18 protein-coding genes and 1 pseudogene are annotated in these 19,198 nt (G+C 32.1%); all 19 read left to right on the top strand.

The window, feature by feature from the left end; genetic code table 11:
- Positions 1 to 2: 2 nt before the first annotated feature.
- The 19 genes and pseudogenes from WKT13_RS04805 (at position 3) to WKT13_RS04715 (ending at position 19,136) form a co-directional block, all read left to right on the top strand.
- The gene (locus WKT13_RS04805; RefSeq protein WP_340323055.1) at positions 3 to 1,445 is read left to right on the top strand and encodes a lipopolysaccharide biosynthesis protein; all 1,443 of its coding nucleotides are present in this window, start codon (positions 3 to 5) and stop codon (positions 1,443 to 1,445) included.
- Between the two features lie 12 nt (positions 1,446 to 1,457).
- Positions 1,458 to 2,571: pseudogene (locus WKT13_RS04800) on the top strand (DegT/DnrJ/EryC1/StrS family aminotransferase).
- Between the two features lie 89 nt (positions 2,572 to 2,660).
- A complete protein-coding gene (locus WKT13_RS04795) occupies positions 2,661 to 3,191 on the top strand; it encodes a hypothetical protein (RefSeq protein ID WP_340323054.1) in 531 nt (176 codons plus the stop codon).
- Between the two features lie 163 nt (positions 3,192 to 3,354).
- Positions 3,355 to 4,362, top strand: a complete 1,008-nt coding sequence (locus WKT13_RS04790; RefSeq protein WP_340323053.1) for an ATP-grasp domain-containing protein — start codon at positions 3,355 to 3,357, stop codon at positions 4,360 to 4,362.
- Positions 4,363 to 4,381: 19 nt separating this feature from the next.
- Complete coding sequence (locus tag WKT13_RS04785; RefSeq protein ID WP_340323052.1) at positions 4,382 to 5,446, top strand: acyltransferase family protein; 1,065 nt, start codon at positions 4,382 to 4,384, stop codon at positions 5,444 to 5,446.
- 16 nt (positions 5,447 to 5,462) lie between these two features.
- Complete coding sequence (locus tag WKT13_RS04780; protein WP_340323051.1) at positions 5,463 to 6,392, top strand: glycosyltransferase; 930 nt, start codon at positions 5,463 to 5,465, stop codon at positions 6,390 to 6,392.
- Between the two features lie 4 nt (positions 6,393 to 6,396).
- Positions 6,397 to 7,287: an SP_1767 family glycosyltransferase gene (locus WKT13_RS04775; RefSeq protein WP_340323050.1), complete on the top strand. Its 891-nt coding sequence runs from the start codon at positions 6,397 to 6,399 to the stop codon at positions 7,285 to 7,287.
- Positions 7,288 to 7,373: 86 nt separating this feature from the next.
- Positions 7,374 to 8,177, top strand: a complete 804-nt coding sequence (locus WKT13_RS04770) for an SP_1767 family glycosyltransferase (RefSeq protein WP_340323049.1) — start codon at positions 7,374 to 7,376, stop codon at positions 8,175 to 8,177.
- Between the two features lie 6 nt (positions 8,178 to 8,183).
- Entirely contained in the window at positions 8,184 to 9,377 is a 1,194-nt protein-coding gene (locus WKT13_RS04765) for an acyltransferase family protein (RefSeq protein WP_340323048.1), read from the top strand.
- Between the two features lie 2 nt (positions 9,378 to 9,379).
- Positions 9,380 to 10,345 carry a glycosyltransferase family 2 protein gene (locus tag WKT13_RS04760; RefSeq protein ID WP_340323047.1) on the top strand — a complete coding sequence of 322 codons (966 nt, stop codon included), beginning with the start codon at positions 9,380 to 9,382 and terminating at the stop codon, positions 10,343 to 10,345.
- A 31-nt stretch (positions 10,346 to 10,376) separates the two neighbouring features.
- Positions 10,377 to 11,330, top strand: a complete 954-nt coding sequence (locus tag WKT13_RS04755; RefSeq protein ID WP_340323046.1) for a glycosyltransferase family 2 protein — start codon at positions 10,377 to 10,379, stop codon at positions 11,328 to 11,330.
- 2 nt (positions 11,331 to 11,332) lie between these two features.
- Positions 11,333 to 12,160 carry a glycosyltransferase family 32 protein gene (locus WKT13_RS04750; RefSeq protein ID WP_340323045.1) on the top strand — a complete coding sequence of 276 codons (828 nt, stop codon included), beginning with the start codon at positions 11,333 to 11,335 and terminating at the stop codon, positions 12,158 to 12,160.
- A 153-nt stretch (positions 12,161 to 12,313) separates the two neighbouring features.
- Complete coding sequence (locus WKT13_RS04745; protein WP_340323044.1) at positions 12,314 to 13,222, top strand: glycosyltransferase family 2 protein; 909 nt, start codon at positions 12,314 to 12,316, stop codon at positions 13,220 to 13,222.
- Positions 13,219 to 14,337 carry a glycosyltransferase family 4 protein gene (locus tag WKT13_RS04740; RefSeq protein WP_340323043.1) on the top strand — a complete coding sequence of 373 codons (1,119 nt, stop codon included), beginning with the start codon at positions 13,219 to 13,221 and terminating at the stop codon, positions 14,335 to 14,337. Before WKT13_RS04745 ends, WKT13_RS04740 begins: the two co-directional genes overlap by 4 nt.
- Before the next feature lie 5 nt (positions 14,338 to 14,342).
- Complete coding sequence (locus WKT13_RS04735) at positions 14,343 to 14,936, top strand: acyltransferase (RefSeq protein ID WP_340323042.1); 594 nt, start codon at positions 14,343 to 14,345, stop codon at positions 14,934 to 14,936.
- Positions 14,915 to 16,174: a glycosyltransferase family 4 protein gene (locus WKT13_RS04730; protein ID WP_340323041.1), complete on the top strand. Its 1,260-nt coding sequence runs from the start codon at positions 14,915 to 14,917 to the stop codon at positions 16,172 to 16,174. Before WKT13_RS04735 ends, WKT13_RS04730 begins: the two co-directional genes overlap by 22 nt.
- Positions 16,158 to 17,489: a hypothetical protein gene (locus WKT13_RS04725; protein ID WP_340323040.1), complete on the top strand. Its 1,332-nt coding sequence runs from the start codon at positions 16,158 to 16,160 to the stop codon at positions 17,487 to 17,489. The genes WKT13_RS04730 and WKT13_RS04725 overlap by 17 nt, the downstream gene beginning before the upstream one ends.
- A complete protein-coding gene (locus WKT13_RS04720; RefSeq protein WP_340323039.1) occupies positions 17,489 to 18,484 on the top strand; it encodes a glycosyltransferase family 4 protein in 996 nt (331 codons plus the stop codon). The genes WKT13_RS04725 and WKT13_RS04720 overlap by 1 nt, the downstream gene beginning before the upstream one ends.
- Complete coding sequence (locus WKT13_RS04715; RefSeq protein WP_340323038.1) at positions 18,468 to 19,136, top strand: acyltransferase; 669 nt, start codon at positions 18,468 to 18,470, stop codon at positions 19,134 to 19,136. The genes WKT13_RS04720 and WKT13_RS04715 overlap by 17 nt, the downstream gene beginning before the upstream one ends.
- Positions 19,137 to 19,198 lie beyond the last annotated feature (62 nt).

Below are 19,198 nucleotides of genomic sequence, written 5' to 3'. Positions count from 1 at the left end.
CAGTGGAAACAAAGGAAAATCTTAAACAACAGACAAAAAAAGGATTATACTGGAGCTTTTTCAATCAGTTCGCAAATTATGGAATGCAGTTTTGTGTCGGAATTGTTATGGCACGACTGTTATCGCCGTCTGATTATGGAATAACAGCTTTACCTGCGGTGTTTATGGCTGTGGCAGCAGTTCTTCAAGATTGTGGAATGGGTGGAGCTTTGATAAGGAAAGATAAAATTGAAGAATGTGATCTTTCTACGGCATTCTACTATAGTATAGGAGTTGGAATATTCATGTATCTGATTTTATTTTTCTCTGCATCTTGGATAGCTGAATTTTATAATACGCCAGTTCTTGTCCCATTAATAAGAGTTACAGCATTAACTTTCTTGTGGGGACCTTTAAGTACGGTGCAATATGTACTGTTAAAAAGACGGTTGGATTTTAAAACTCCAACAAAGATATCGATAATTACAAAAATTATTTCTGCTATTATTGGTATTACAATGGCATTTTGTGGTTATGGATTATGGGCACTTGTAGTTTCCGGAGTTCTTTCCAGTTTTATGGGACTTGTTATTGTCTGGTGTATAGTAAGATGGCGTCCAAAAACAGGATGGTCTAAAAAATCGTTCAAATATCTTTGGGATTATGGCAATAAGATGATGGCATCATCATTGTTAGATACATTATATAATAATATTGCACCGGTTTTTATTGGAAAATTTTATAGTCCGGCAGAACTAGGTGTTTACAATCGTGCACAGGGATATGCGATGATGCCGTCACAAAATGTTACGGGTGTGATTCAAAATGTAACTTTTCCCGTATTGAGTAAGATGCAGAATGATAATGAAGCATTGGCGCATAACTATCGTAGAATGTTGAAGGCTACAGCGTTTATTATCTTCCCAATAATGATGATGCTATCTGCATTGGCATATCCGTTAGTTATAACATTGGTCACAGCTAAATGGGAATCATGTGTTATTCTTCTGCAGATAATATGTTTTCAACTTATGTGGTATCCTGTTCATGCAATTAATCTTAATCTGTTGCAGGTGAAAGGACGTTCTGATTTATTTCTTCGTCTTGAAATCATAAAAAAGATTGTAGGTGTATCTATCCTGGCGATAACTTTACCCCATGGCCTGATTGTTTTTTGCTGTGGAAGTGTGGTATCTTCTCTAATTGCATTGGTTATAAATACATATTATACCGGTAAGCTCATAAATGTTGGATATTTCAAGCAGATGCGTGATCTTTTGCCTATTGTATTGCTCGGGCTTATTATGTTTGCTATGATACATCTGTCCAATTATCTGATACCGAATATGCTGCTTCAGATTATCTGTGGTGGCATCTTTGGCGCGATAGTATATATAGGCGGTGCCGTACTATTCAAATTCAGTGAACTTGATGATGTTAAATATATGTTGAAACGTAAATCATAAATATAAATCTATATGGATAACAAAATTATTACAGTTACTTCGCCATTATTACCTGATCTTGACGAGTTTAATGCCCTTCTTAAGGAGATATGGGCAAGTAAGTGGATTACAAAATAACGGCTCTTTCCACAAGCAACTTGAGAAAGAACTGGCTGCATATTTGAAAGTACCATATATAAGCTTGTTTACGAATGGAACATTACCATTAATTACAGCCTTGCAGGCTCTCCGTATAACCGGTGAGGTTATAACAACGCCTTACAGCTTCGTGGCAACGACCCACAGTCTTTGGTGGAATGGAATAAAACCGGTGTTTGTAGATATAGATCCAGCAACGGGAAATATGGATCCTGATAAGATAGAGGCTGCCATAACTCCTAAGACAACAGCAATAATGCCGGTGCATGTTTATGGAAAACCTTGCAACACAAAACGTATTAAGGAGATAGCTGACACCTATGGATTGAAGGTTATATATGATGCCGCACATGCTTTCGGTGTTGAGGTGAATGGAGCAAGCATACTTAACGCGGGAGATATGTCAACATTGAGCTTCCATGCAACAAAGGTTTATAATACGGTTGAGGGTGGTGCACTTGTCATGCACGATGCAGAGACAAAGAAACGCATAGATTATCTTAAGAACTTTGGTTTTGCCAATGAAGTGACTGTTGTAGGTCCAGGTATTAATAGTAAGATGGATGAGATACGTTCAGCGTATGGTTTGTTAAATCTTCGTCAGGTGGATGCTGCTATCGAGGCACGTCATCAGGTAGCAATAAAATATCGTGAGGCATTGCGTGGTGTTGAAGGTATAACCTTCTTTGATGACATGCCGGGAGTAAAGCACAACTATTCTTACTTCCCTATCTTTGTTGATGCAGAGAAATATGGAATGACACGTGATGAACTTTATTTCAAGATGAAGGAGCAGAATGTTCTCGGACGCCGTTACTTCTATCCGCTTATTAGTGAGTTCTCCACTTATCGTGGACTTGAGAGTGCAAGACCTGATAACCTGCCTAATGCGCATAAAATGGCAAATACAGTTATATGCTTGCCAATGCATCATGCATTGAGTGATGAAGACGTAAGAAGAGTAATTGATTGTATTATTTCAAAATAAAATATACATTATTAATTAATGAAATAAATAATATTTGCATAGAGTTATAAAATGTTAACATAATATTAAACTTAGACTAATCATATTAAATGAACGATAAAAAAGATGACAATGTCTTTATTATAGATTCAATGGTTGCGGACAGTGCGCGTTTGTTTTTCAGAGCTGAAGTGAAAGAATCAGAAGTGAATGAAATGTGTATAGTTGGTGATCATAGTCGGGTAAGACAATCTATATTAAGCGAATATGTAAGCATTGATCGCAATAATTTGATTATGGGATGTAATGTTGGACGATATACTTATACCGGTCCATTTGATATGTTGTTCAATTCTGTGATTGGAAATTTTTGTTCGATATCTTATGGTGTAACAATTGGACCGCCTGAGCATGATTATAATAAAATTTCGACACATCCTTTTTTGTATAATGGAAGATATGGTATTTTAAATAATGAGAATCTGTTGCCTGTATCAAAATTTGATAAACCATGTAATATTGGGCATGACGTATGGATTGGGTGTAATGTTACAGTTTTGAGAGGTGTTACAATAGGCAATGGAGCTGTTTTATTGGTGCAAATGCTCTTGTTAATAAAGATGTCCCTCCATATGCAATAGTAGGAGGAGTTCCTGCGAAAATAATAAAATACAGATTTGATAAGGAAATAATAGATAAATTAATGACCATTAGTTGGTGGAACTGGGACATTGAAAGAATACGTAAAAATGGAATAATTTTTACAGGTAAAATAACATTAGATAATCTTAAACGTGTCATATAATGATAAATATTTTATTAACTTCTGCTGGAAGACGTTCTTATATAGTTGATTATTTTAAGAAAACAGAAGGAATCGGAAAAGTTTATGCTTCAAATAGTAACTATACCATTGCATTAAAGCGGGCTGATGGATATTTTATCTCTCCTTTAATTTATTCCGATAATTACATATCATCAGTTATAGATTTCTGTAAAAAAAATGATGTAAATGTAGTACTGTCGCTATTTGATATAGATTTACTTGTTTTAGCTAAAAACAGAAAAGTTTTTGAAGATAATGGAATTAAGCTAATTCTTGCAAGTTCTGAATTTGTTGAGATTTGTAATGATAAATGGAAAACATATCAGTTTATTAAATCTTTAGGATTGCAGACCCCTAAGACGTATTTAACAATGAAAGAGGTTAAGACAGCTGTTTTAAAGGGTGAATTGTCTTATCCTATTATTATGAAACCTCGTTGGGGTATGGCCTCAATGGGTATTTATAAGGTTGATAACGATTTGGAACTTGAAGTTTTTACTGAAAAATGTCATAAAGATATTTTTAAATCATATTTAAAATATGAATCATCTTTCACAAAAGATGAGGCCATTATATATCAAGAAATTATGGATGGCGAAGAATATGGCCTGGATGTATTGAATGATTTAAATGGAAAATATATAGATACGTTTGCAAAACAAAAAGTTACAATGCGTAGTGGTGAGACCGATCTTGGACGTACTGCATCAAATTTGCCTTTTGTTGATGCAACGAAAAAAATATCTTTGGCAAGTTCACATGAAGGTATTTTGTCTGTAGATTGTTTCAAAAATGACAGAGGTGTATTTATAATTGAAATGAATTGTAGAATATCGGGTCATTATCCTTTAGCGTATTTAGCAGGTTTTAATTATCCTCAAATATTAATTGACTGGATGAATGGAAAAACTTTGAATGAGGATAATTTGAGATTTAAAGAGAATTTATATATTATAAAAGATTTGGTTCCGACGATTCTTAGATGAAAGAATATAAAGAGTTTTTATGATTAAAGAATCTCCATACTATGTTCACAATCGTAATACCAATATAGAATTATACAGAATAGTAGTGATGTTTTTGATTGTGGCACATCATTATTTGGTTAATTCTGGATTAATTCAGGTAATAGAAAATGAGCCATTGACTGGCAAATCTGCGTTCTTTTATGTATTCGGGATGTGGGGTAAAACGGGAATAAATTGTTTCGTTCTGATAACAGGCTATTTTATGTGTCGGTCGAACATAACATTAAGAAAATTTCTGAAATTATTCCTCCAGATAGAATTTTATAATATAGTTATAAATTTAATCTTTGTTTTTACAGGATACAAAGATTTCAATATAAAATCATTATATGAAATGCTTTGGCCTATAAAATCTGTTGCGGATGGTTTTACCTCGTGTTTTCTCCTTTTCTATTTGTGTATTCCTTTTCTTAATATTCTTGTACACAATATGAATAAACAGCAACATCAGTTGTTACTAGCATTGTGCCTTTTTATATATACAATATTAGGAACAACAGCAAGAATATATGTTTCAATGAACTATGTTACATGGTTTTGTGTCTTATACTTCATTTCGTCTTATATACGTATTTATGGAATAAATTATAAGGACGTAAAGATTAAATGGGGATGGCTTTCTCTTTTTTCCATTGTAATATCTGTCTCAAGTGTATTGGTCCTATCAATAATAGTGAATACTCCAGGACGTGAGTTTATTCTGGTTTCAGACTCAAATCATATAATGGCAGTTATCACTTCCGTTTGTTTATTTATGTATTTTAAGGATTTACAGATAAAGAATAGCGCTTTTATAAACAAGGTTGCATCATGTATGTTTGGTGTATTACTTATTCATGCAAATAGTGATACTATGCGTCAATGGCTTTGGCGTGACACTTTTGATAATGTAGGATGGTTTGCAACTGATTATGCAGTGCTACATGCATTGATAAGTGTTACTGTGATTTTTATTATTTGTATTGGCCTTGATTTGTTTAGGCAGCGGTTTGTGGAAAAAACGTTATTTAATATTTTGGATAAGAAATTATTCGTAAAATAAAATTCTCGTTTTAGTTATGAATGTTAATGAAGAAAAGGATACAAGACCAATAATGGTCAGTATAAGATGTACAACATATAATCATGAAAAATATATTCGTGACGCTTTAGAAGGATTCGTGATGCAAAAAACAAATTTCAGGTTTGAGGCTATTGTTCATGATGATGCATCAACTGATGGTACTGCTGCAATAATAAGAGAGTATGCAGAGAAATATCCTGACATCATAAAACCGATATTTGAAACGGAAAATCAATATTCAAAGCATGATGGATCTATTCAAAAGATAATGAATGAGGCATGTAAAGGTAAATACATTGCTTTGTGTGAAGGAGATGATTATTGGATAGATCCATATAAATTACAAAAACAGGTGGATTTTTTAGAAAATAATCCAAAATACTCTATGGCCTTCCATAATGCAAAAGTTTTTTATGAAGAGACAAAAACTTTTGATGAAAGCTTTTCTAATGTAGAGAATAGAGATTATTCAGGATTAGAGATATTCAAGAAGTGGACAGTTCCTACAGCATCAGTATTGATAAGAAGAGATGTTATAAAGTCTGATTTATACAATAATGCCATTTCTGATAAAAAGTTTATCTATGGTGATATATTAATATTCCTTTCTGCAGCTCATTATGGAAAACTTAGGGGTATTAGTGATGTAATGAGCGTTTATAGAAGACATATTGGTGGAGTCTCATATAATCAATCTTATAAAACATTAATAAAACAATGTTATCACAATCTCAACATTTATAAGGTTTTTGGAAAACAATATAAAGCACAAAGTATTAAATTCTTTACTGATGCAGGACTATATTGCTTTAGAATGTCAAGAGCAGAAAAAGCTGCTGATTATAAGTTATTATTTGATGTGTTCTGCTATAACCCCAAGAAAGTAATAAGATTTCTGTATAAAAGATTTATCTCTAATAAATAGTCTTATGAGTGATTTTATTTGTCGTTTCGATGCGTATTTTCAAGATCATATTGTATATCCATTTATAAAGAAATGGATACTTAGAAACTTGAAAATAAAAAGTACTGGTGAGACAATAGAATATATACTTAAGAATAAATGTTCTGTCAGTAGATATGGAGATGGTGAGTTTGACATGATACAGGGAGGAAGTCGCGGATTTCAAGATCAAAATATAGATTTAGCCATAAGGTTGAAGAATATATTGGTATCAGATGATACATTAAATCATATTGTTTGTATTCCTTATACGTTGAAATGTACAAATCATTTACGTGATTATGCTTATTATTTTTGGAAAAGTTATACAGAACGAAATTATAAAAGACTTCTTCCATTATTAAATTTGAATAAAATTTATTATGATGCGATGATTTCTCGTTTCTATATGGATTATAAAGATAAAAATGAATGTGGAAATGTCATTAATCAATTAAAAGAGATATGGAAAGATCGTGATGTTATTATAGTGGAGGGATGTTATACTATATCTGGTATCGGTAATGATCTGTATGCAGGTGTGAAATCCTTAAGAAGGATAATTTGTCCTGCTGAAAACTCATATAGCAAGTATGATGAGATTATAGAAGCTGTTAGAGTGAGTGCAACAAAGAATGATCTTATTCTTATATGTCTTGGAATGACTGCAACAGTGTTGGCTTATGATTTGGCTAATGATGGATATCAAGCAATAGACATGGGACATCTTGATGTGGAATATGAATGGTATTTACATAAAGTAGAAAAGAAAGTTAAGTTGCCCAATAGATATGTGAATGAAGTTAATGGAGGAAACAAGGTTCAGAGATGTAATGATCCTGTATATTTAAGTCAAATAATAGCTGAAATAATTTAATATATATGGTTATATTCAATAATATAAGGAATTGTTATTATAAATATATAAGAATTCCTATTGTCAGAAAATTCATCCTGCGGAAATTGAAAATCAGAAATTCTATAGATACAATTAATTATATTATAAATAATAGATGCTCTGTTAGTAGATATGGAGATGGAGAATTGGATGTAATATGGGGAGGTTGTCGTGGCTTCCAGAAATATGATGCGAGGTTGGCAAAAAGATTGAAGGAAATATTGACATCTAATATTCCAAACCATATTGTATGTTTGCCTTATCCATTTTTATATTCAGGAAATCTAAGAAAGTCATCTGATGAATTTTGGGCATATTATGTCAGTATGAATATAAAAAACATTCTTGATGTAATAGATCTCAAGAAGCTATATTATGATACGGAAATTTCCAGATTTTATATAGACTATAAAGATCGTAGTGGAAGTGCCGCTCATTTGAAACTTCTAAAAGAGATTTGGAATGGACGAAATATAATTATTGTAGAAGGTTTATATACTGCATCCGGTGTAGGGAATGATTTATTTGATAATGCTAAGTCAATCCGGAGAATTATTTGTCCTGCAGAGAATGCGTTTGATAAATATGATGATATATTGAATCATATTAAAGAAACAGCAAATCCTAATGATCTTATTTTAATTTCATTGGGTATGGCTGCTACCGTATTAGCTTACGATTTGGCACTGGTCGGTTTTCAAGCAATAGATTTAGGACATCTTGATGTGGAATATGAATGGTTCTTGCAGCAAGTTGATTGGAAGACATATTTACCAAATAAGTATGTTAATGAGGTAAAAGGAGGAAATAAAGTAGAGCGGTGTTTGGAATCTAAATATTTAGAACAAATAATCATACAAATATTGTAGTTAATCATGGAGAAAACAAAATCAGAATTAGATAGTATTACGTGTAGGGATATAAGATTCCCTATGGCCATTCTTGTAGTATTTTTACATATTCCGAAATTTCCTGTATTAGAAAGTCTAATAGATCATTCTTCTATTGAAGGCGGTTTGTATATTTATACGATTATTAGAAATATTGTCGGATGGTTAGGAAGTATTGCTGTTCCAATATTTTTTGTAATATCAGGATATTATTTTTATAATCAGAGTTGGAATCTAAAAACATATTTATCAAAATTAAAGAAAAGATTTTATACGTTATTTATACCTTATATTTTATGGATAATAATCGCAATCCTCTTTTTAGCAATTTTTATAGTTTGTGGCATTATTTTACATGGACGCTCATGGAGTATAATTATTGACTTTTTTGCTGATAATTTCACGGTATCCTCATTTTATGATTCTAAGAAAGTAGAAACAGACGTAAATCTTAATTGGTTGGGAGATATGAGACCTACATATTTTCCATGGTTGCAGCCAATGTGGTTTGTCCGGGATTTGATGATGATGGTTATAATAAGCCCCATACTCCATTTTGTAATATATCATTTCAAATGGTGGACTTTGAGTATTATGGCGTTGTCGTATATTAGTGGAATAGAGATTCCGCTTTGTGGATTTAGTTCTGTTGCTATATTCTTTTTTTCATTAGGTGCATTCCTAAGAATACATATTTTATATATAACAGACTTCTTCTTTAATAAGAATCTAAGGTATTTTACGTTTATAATAAGTTTTATATTGTTACCGATATTATTGTATTATGGCAATACTTCGTTATCATATTATTTGCAGCCAATATTTACAATATGTATGTCGATAACAATGTTTAACTTGATTACGGATATGGAAATTGTTTCAATACGTTGTGATTGTAATAATCATAAAAAGAAAATATTAAGATTTATTTTATCTTGTTTTAAGAAATTCAGTAATGCTACTTTTTTCATATATGCGTCGCATGCTGTTTGGGGGTTGTGGGCAAGTGGAACTATTATACAAAAAGTATTTCCAGCATATGTACTGAATGATAATTCTTATGCTCTGCCTTTTATTTATATTCTTTATGCAATAATGACAGTTTTCATCTGTTATATTACATTTCTTCTTTTAAAGAGGATTCCGTTCATCTATAATATTCTTACGGGAGGAAGATAATTATGATCTCAATCATTATTCCGGTATATAATGTCGAGCAAGACATCCGTCGCTGTTTAAATAGTGTATTGGCACAAAGTTATAAAAAGTTTGAGGTTATAGTGGTGGATGATGGCAGTACCGATAATTCTGGTGCTATATGCGACGAATATGCAAGGAAGGATAAACGTATAAAGGTCTTTCATAAAGAAAATGGAGGACTGCCTTCTGCAAGAAACTATGGATTGGATCATATAGATGTGCAGACAGATTTTGTCTGTTTCATTGATAGTGACGATTATGTGGAACAATTCTGGCTTCAGGATTATGTTGATAATTATAATGGAGAAGATGTTTTGTTTCAGAATGCACATTGGTGGAAAGGAAGCAAGATAATGCTGGAACGAAAAGTTGCTATGGATCCGTCTATGAGCTTATTTGATAAAATAAAAACTTTAGTAGAAAGAAATACATTGTATGTCTGGTCAGCAATGTGGAATGCGGATATCATAAGGCAATATAATCTCAGATTTCCTAATTACCAGTATTGGGAAGATGTTGGATTCTGTTTTTTATATTATAAATACTGTAAAAGTATTAATATCATTCCAAACGAAAGACTTCATGGCTATAACTATAATTACTTTTATCCGATAACTGAACGTAAATATAATACAGTCGGAGTCAAATGGTTTGATGTAAAAATTGATATTCTAAATCAATGGTGGCATCTATGTCAGGTTTATGGGCAAGAACAAAAATATAATAATTATGGAATAGGAATAATGCAGGATATCTATTCCAAATTGCTGGAGGTTTATAAAAATAATATGTTGGAAAGTAATGAAAGAGGAAGAATATTAAGCAGTATTCATCGTATTGAGAAAAAAGTGGTGTTACCGTGGATACCTTTAAAGGTGAAAATTATAAGTATATTTCTCTCCTTAAAGATAAGTAAGTTATTATCATATTTAATGAAAGTTGTTTGATACATTTTATTATATATAGAATTGATTATTTATGATTCATAATGAAGGAATACCTTTAGTTTCTATTTTGATTCCATTATATAATGCTAATAAATGGGTATCAGAGACATTGGACAGTTTGAAGAAACAGACATATAAGAATGTGGAAATTATAGTCGTAGATGATCATTCCACAGATAATTCTTTGGCTATAGCAAAAGAATATGAATCGGACAGAATTCATGTTTTTATAAATCCAAGGAAAGGAGGAAATGCTGCACGTAACTACGCTTTTGAAGTGTGCAATGGTGACTATATTAAATTTATGGATGCGGATGACTATTGCACAGATGATATGATAGAGAAACAGATGGAACGTATATTGAAAGATGGGGATAATGATACACTTGTATTTTCTCCTGTTAAAATGTTGTATCCGGATGGACGTCTGTTTTTCCCGCAAAGAAAAATTGATAAAGATTATACTCCAGGAATAGAATTGTTGCTTGATATATGGAGGGGAAAAGGATGGAACTGTCCCCATTGTCATCTTATGCATAGAGATCTTTTTATAAAAAGTGGAGGCTGGGACGAAAACATTATTAAGAATCAAGACGGAGAATTCTTTGCAAGAGTGGCAGCGAAGGCGTCTATGGCTCTCTCTGTAAATAATGTTTTTGCAATATGGAGACAGACGGGAACAGGTGTCAGTTCTAAAATGTCATTAGAGGCACAGAAATCAGTGTTGAGAACCTATGATATTATATCACATCTGATAATATCGTATAAAGATAATGACGATACGAGATATAATTGTGCAAGATATATAGGCTTTTTTGTCTATACAAATTATCCTCAAATAAAAGAATTGATGCAGATGGTTTATGAAATTCTCAATTATTTGCATCAACCATTAATATTACCACAAAGACGGGTCTTAAAATTTTTAAGAACTATTTTGGGCTGGAAGATTGCATTATGTTTGATTCATAAATTTAAATTGTAAATATGATACCTAAAATAATTCATTATTGTTGGTTCGGAGGTAATGAAATGCCTCCATTGGTTAAATGGTGCATTAAAAGTTGGCATAAACATTTAGCGGATTATACATTCAAATTATGGAATGAATCAAATTTCGATGTAAATTCTGTTCCTTTTGTGAAGGAGGCGTATGAATCTAAAAAATTTGCTTTTGTAGCAGATTATGTACGTCTATATGCTTTATATAATGAAGGTGGTATATATTTAGACAGTGATGTTCGCGTATTAAAGCCGTTAGACCGTTTTTTGAAATATGATTTTGTTGCAGCTCATGAATTCCATCCTGGGCTGTTCGCTCCAGATAGGGATAAAATAAATGATGAAGGTTTACCCAAAGATCCATCACAAAAGATAGAAGGGTTAGGTATCTCATCAACCCAGTTATTCGTACAAAAAAAGCATCCTTATATAAAAGAATGCTTAGAGTTCTATCAAAACCAACATTTTGTAGATGAAGGAGGGAATCCTCGCCATAATAATTTTATTATAGGTTGGATTCTTTCAAAGAAAGCGGAAAAGTATGGATACAGATATACAACAAAAGAATTGAAACTTCCAAATAACGGAATGATATTTGATATACACACTTTTGTGAATAATGCATTGTTTCTTAATAAGAATACTTATATTATACATCTTGAACTAGGAAGTTGGACGGATGAAAGTAGAAAAATAAGAAAACATCCTGCATTGGAGTATGCTATAATGTGTATTCGTTGTAAATTAAGGAATATAAAACATATTTTTCTTAGTAAAAACAAAGTAAAAGATATATATGGAGATTGGTTTTAATTATATATTATAACATTGTTTCATTATATACGCATAAAGTAGTATTATTTCATTTCTATGGTATTAAAATACCAAGAAATATGTGATATATATTTATCATATATAAATTTAATGGTATTCATATATCTACCTTTTTTGTTAAATAAAGAAAGAATGATGAAACCAAAGTTCACATTAGCTACTATCATTGTTAATTATAAATCTGAGGAACGTACGATAACATACGTTAAGGAAGAACTGCTATCAAAATGTAGCATTCCACAACTTATAATAATAGTAAATAATAAGGCTACAGGTGAAAGTTCAGAAAAAATATCGAATGCTCTTGATGCTCCTATTATAAAAAATATTACGGAATGTACTATACACTCTAATATTTATATAATTCATAATCTTGAAAACTCTGGCTTTGCTAAGGGAAATAATCTTGGAGTGGATTTTATAAAACATCATTTTAGTGTTGAGTATCTATTATTTACCAATAATGATATACGTTTTATAGATTCTAATGTAATAGATGTTTTGATTGATAAATTAAAAATGTTGCCAGATGTTGGAGTTATTGGTCCTAAGGTTGTTGGATTAGATGGAAATTGTCAGAGTCCTAATGATTATGTACCATTTTGGACAGAAATGGTAGGCCAGTATTGGGAGAGATTTATTCCATTCTATCACATAAAGCATTTTGATCAGAATAAGGCGAAAGAAGGATTTTATTACAGGTTGATGGGCTCATTTCTTGTGGTTAAATATAAAGAATTCGTTCGTTGTGGTAAATTTGATCCAAATACTTTTTTATTCGGTGAAGAAGTTATTCTTTCTGAAAGGATGAACGCAATAGGTATGAAATGCTATTATATTCCTTCTGTATCCATTCTGCATGAACATGGAGTAACTGTTGAAAAACATTTGAATCAAGTGAGAGGAAATTTTATGATGTATGAGAGTTTGTCATATTATTATCTAAAATATAGAGGGGTTAATAGGTTCTCTATTTTTATTGCTAAGATATCTACACTATTATATTCTTATGCTCAATTTTTTATTAGAAAAATAAAATGAAAATTCTATTTATAACAAATAATTTACCTCCCATAGTAGATGGGGTTGGTGATTATACGTATAATATAGCTATGCAATTTGCAGAACATAATCATGAAGTATATGTTATATGTAAAATGGACTCAAGGATAAATACTGATGTTAAAGGTATAACGATACTTCCTGTTATAGATAAATGGAATAATAGTTGTCATGAGCCGATAATAAAACTAATAAAAGAGAAATGTATAGATGTTGTTTCTTTGCAATATGTTCCCCATGGTTTTCAGAGTAAAGGAATTCCTTTTAATATGATTCCTCTAGTAAAAGCTATAAAGAGGTCAAATGTTGAATTTATGATATTTTGTCATGAGGTTTATATCCCATTTGTATCTGGAAGTATTAAATTATATATAAATAGTGTGCTTTCAAAGTTGGCAACTAAGATGATATTATATAATTGTCAAAAGATAGCAACAAGTATAGATTTCTACAGACAAATGATTGAAAAGTTGAACTTACACAAGTGTTTGTCAAAACCTATACCAATTGTAAGTAATGTCCCAATATTTGAAGGTAAAAGTGAAACATTACATTCCATTAAGAAAGAAATTGGAGCAACAGACAGAATAGTTATATCTTTTTGGGGCATGAGAAATATTGAAAGTAGTGTAAAAGCAATAAAGAATCTTATAAATAGAGGGATAAAGATAAAAGTATTGTTTATAGGAAATACTAAGGGGGATATTTCTATTTTGGATAAGGATGATTATTACAAAACAGGTATTTTGCCAATATTTGAGATTGATAAATATATTCAGATATCAGATATATTGGTATTGCCAGAAACAAATATTTATGGATGCTCTTTTAAAAGTGGTTCTTTAGCTGCTGCTTTACGGGATGGCAGATGTGTAGTGACGGCTAAAGGTTTATTGACATCGTCTGAACTGAGAAATGGTGAAAATGTAGTTTTTACTGATTTTGAGGCTCCTGCTATTATAGAGCATTGCTTGGAAGATTTGATAGTAAATCCAAATAAGCGTAAAGATATTGGTCATGCCGCCGCGTGCTTAGCAAAATCATTTACCTGGAAACATACATATATGGAATATATGAATTTTTTGTATAATTAAATATTATGAATAATTATATAGAAAGAATTAGTAGCAGAAGCTTTCTGCATTTTATTGTAGGAATTTTTCCAAGGATAGTATGTTGGATTAGATATGCTTATTTTAGGCGAAAAGCAAGTAAAAAAGGTGCTAAAATAGGAGAAAATACTATAATTCTGAGAGAATTAGCAAAAAAGGCTAATTGTAATCTGTATATCGGACACGATTCTTCAATAGGGTCAAGTAAAATAGACTTAAGATCGAAAGTTTATATTGGAAATCACGTGATAATAAGTAATGATAGTGAGATAATAACAACCAGTCATTATATAAATTCTTCTGAATGGGAACATAAATATTACGGTATAGAGATAGAGGATTATGTTTGGATTGCATCAAATGTTCTCATTTTGCCTTCATGTAGAAAAATTGGTTATGGCGCTGTTATTGGTGCTGGTGCTGTCGTTGTTAAAGATGTTCCTCCTATGTCCGTAATGGGTGGAAATCCTGCAATATGTATAAAACATAGAGAGTGTGTCCATGATAAATTGGTAATATCTTCATTATTGAGTGGTGACTTAAAATTTTATTGGCGAGCATGGATAAACAGAAAAAAATAATAATCTCACATCCAACAGGAAATGAAAATACGCGTGGTGCTGTGTATGGATTCTATAAAATGGGTATATTAGATAGTTTTCATACATGTATAGCATGTTTTAAGAAAAGTATATTTTACAGGTTATCTGTTGGACCATTTAAAAAAATTCGGAGAAGGGAATACTGGTATAGTATTCGTCCATATACTTATACTTATCCCCTAAAGGAATTGTGTCGTTTAATTGCTTCAATGCTGCACATAAACAAATGGATTACTCATGAAACAGGTAAATATTGTATTGATAAAATTTATCATGATTTAGATGAAAAAGTTGGAATCTTTCTGACTAGACATCAATCTGATATTGATGCAGTTTATGCGTATGAAGATGGAGCGTTAGAAACATTTCGTATGGCACATGAATTGCATAAAAGTTGTATTTATGATCTTCCAATAGGATATTGGAGAGCAATGCGTAGTTTATTAAATGAGGAAAGAGGGAAAAATCCGGAATGGGCAATGACTCTTGGAGGATTTAATGATTCTGAAGAAAAACTACGTAGAAAAGATGAGGAATTAAGATTGGCGGATAAAATTTATGTAGCCAGTACATTCACAAAAAAAACATTAGAAATGTATCCTGGAAAATTATCGGATATTGAAATTATTCCATATGGTTTCCCTCCAATAAATAAGCAACGGGAATATGATGGAATTAGAGGTCGGAAGATAAGAGCTTTATTTGTTGGTGGATTATCACAGAGGAAGGGTATTTCTTATCTTTTTGAAGCTGTAAAAGGCTTAAATGATAATATAGAACTTACAATTGTTGGACGTGGAGATATAGATGGTTGTAATGCATTAAAAAATGCATTTAAAAATGTAAATTATATACCTTCTTTGCCTCATGATGCTGTTTTGAACTTAATGTCTGAAAACGATGTATTTATATTCCCGTCTTTGTTTGAAGGATTTGGTTTGGTTATAACAGAAGCGATGGCACAAGGGACTCCAGTTATAACAACAGATAGAACATGTGGACCTGATATAATAACGGATGGTGAGGATGGTTGGATAGTTGAGGCAGGAAAGGCACAACCAATTAGAGATTTACTCGAAAAATTTATTAATAACCCCGAGATATTATGTGAGGTTGGGCGTGCTGCAATGAATACTGCGAATAAAAGACCTTGGAGTTGTTACGAAACAGAATTAGCACAATCAGTAAAAACTTTTATTAATGGAAAATTATCTTAATATAAAAAAACTGACAAAAGGAGCTCCATATCAATTTTATAGAGAATTGATATGGATATATGTGTTCCTTTTAATTTTCGAAGGTGCTTTACGTAAGTGGGTATTACCAGGGTTGTCAACACCATTATTAATGGTTAGGGATCCTATCGCAATATGGTTGACATGTGTGGGAATACAACGCGGCTGGATAAGGTCAAAATATGCTATTGTTATGATGTTTATCAGTACATTGTCATTTATTATAACAATGGTAGTCGGTCATCATAATTTGTTTGTGGCGTTCTTCGGATGGCGAATATATTTCTTTCATTTCCCAATGATATTCGTAATGGGAAAGATTATGACACGTGATGATTTGATAAAGATATCACGTTTCATTCTGTATATATCTATTCCAATGACGATTTTGGTATTCATGCAGTTTCATTCTCCTCAGACAGCATGGGTAAATATAGGAGTTGGTGGTGAAGGTACTTCTGCATATTATGGAACTACTGAATATTTAAGACCGTCAGGTACGTTCTCATTTACTTCTGGATATGTAATGTTTCAAGCTGTTGTAGGATGTGTGCTTTGTTATTATCTGTTGATGAATGAAACTCTGCCTAAACGATATCAATTTAATAAAGTAGAGTTGATTCTTTTTGCCGCCTGCTACATTTTTGCAATTCCTACTTCTGTATCAAGAACTAATTTCTTTCAAACATTAGTAATTATATTATTTGTGTTTGTTGCTGTTATTAGACAAAATAAGTTAAAAATAAGATTCTTAAAATTCTTCTTTATAGCAGTATTTGCTGTATTATTAATTTTAATTACAGGTATCGGAAATATGAGTTTTGATGCATTGTCAGATAGATTTGAATTAGCAAATGAAGCAGAAGGTGGAGTCGAAGGTACAATAAATGAAAGGTATATTGGTGGCTTATTGGGAGCTTTAGTTAATTTTAATATCCCTATTCTGGGATATGGAATCGGTTTGGGAACAAATGTTGGAGCAAAACTAATGGGAGGAAGTATGTATTCATTTGGATTCAATGCAGAAATAGAATGGAGTCGTATTATTGGTGAGTGTGGAATGTTTATCGGTTGGATTATAATTGGTATAAGGACATTATTTTCGATTGATATTTTGATGAAAGCATATAGATGTCTTGTTCGTAGGCTTGATTTGTTGCCATGGATTTTATCTGCAGGTATGATGTTAACGGTTCCACAAGGACAATGGTCGATACCAACAAATTTAGGATTTTGTATATTACTTGGAGGCTTGACTTTAGCTGCGGTAAATTATAAAAGAAGAGTGAAAAGATAATGAACATACTTTTTTATTATAGGAATAAAAATGCGGGATATTCCATTGGTGCGGTCTTTGATACGATCGTAACAGAATTAAAAAAGGTTCATCAAGTGAAATGTTCTTATTTGCCGTCTCCTTATGCCGATATCCAATCCATATTTAAAAATGGATGGTTTGCAAGGAAAGAGGAGAGGAATGATTATATCAATCATATAACAGGGGATGTACATTACTTGTTATGGTTCTTGAAAGGGAGAAGAACAATAGTGACGGTACATGACATCATGTATTATCATTATTTGAAGGGATTAAAGAAAAAGCTTTGGAAACTATTATATATTGTTCCTCTTAAAAAAGCCGCCTATGTCACTTTCATCTCAGAATTTGCCTATCGGCAGGTGAAAGCAGTGATAGAATTGGATCCGAAAAGGGTACGTGTCATTCCCAATCCGGTAGACAACTCCTTTAAATATTCGCCTAAAGAGTTCAACTTACAAAAGCCGATCATCCTTCATATCGGTACATTAGCGAGAAAAAACCTTCTTAGGACAATAGAGGCATTAAAAGGGATCAATTGTCATCTGCGAATTATCGGCGAACTGGATGCCAAGGCATTGGAGGCACTCAAAAGAAATAAGATAGAATATTCTAATAGCTTTCATTTGAGTCATGAAGATATAATCAGGGAATATCGAAATGCCGATATCATAAACTTCCCTTCCCTGTTTGAGGGATTCGGAATGCCAATCATTGAAGGACAGGCGACAGGTCGTATCGTTATCACTTCCCATATCTCACCGATGAAAGAAGTCGCGGGTAAAGGAGCGGTGATAGTAGATCCATATTCCGTGGAGGACATAAGAAATGCATATCTTGCCGTGATTCAGAATAAGGATCTCCGAGAGAATATGCTTCATGAAGGGTTGAAAAACGTAGAAAACTATAGAGCCGATAAAATAACCGGCCAATACGCAAATCTATATAAAGAATTATATGAGAATATTGATTAATTTGATTGTGATGGTTTTGCCCTGGTTCTTGAAAAAAAGGATTTTAAGAACCTTTTATAAATATAAGATACATGATACAGCTTATATCGGTTTATCTTATGTTTATCCTATATATCTTGAGATGGGGGAGGGAGCTTCAATAGGGCATTTTAATGTGGCTATCCATTTGGATAGTATGATATTAGGGAAAAATAGCAGTATCAGCAGGAGCAACTGGATTACAGGCTTTCCCACTGGAACGAAGTCTAAGCATTTTGCCCATCAAAAGAATAGGAAAAGTGAGTTAATGTTGGGAGATGAATCAGCGATCACAAAAAAGCATCATATAGACTGTACCAACAGCATTACAATTGGGAAATATACAACGATAGCCGGATATAATTCCCAATTACTCACTCATTCTATAGATATTTATGAAGGAAGACAAGACAGTCATCCCATAGAGATAGGCGATTATTGCTTTGTGGGTACTTCTGTGATTGTTTTAGGAGGATCCTCACTTCCATCCTATAGCGTTTTAGCTGCAGGAAGTGTATTAAATAAAAAATATGAGGACAAATATAAATTATATGCAGGCGTACCTGCAATTTCACGAAAGGATATTACTTGTGATGCAAAATATTTTAATAGGGGAAAGGGCTTCGTATTTTAGTAGCAAAAGATAATCTAAGATGTTTACATTATGCATAATATGGAAATACGGAGAATTCCGAG

Source organism: Prevotella sp. HCN-7019 (assembly GCF_037890215.1).
Classification (GTDB): Bacteria; Bacteroidota; Bacteroidia; order Bacteroidales; family Bacteroidaceae; genus Prevotella.
The sequence above is the reverse complement of the archived record's forward strand: the minus strand, read 5'-3'. Positions and strand labels throughout refer to the sequence as shown.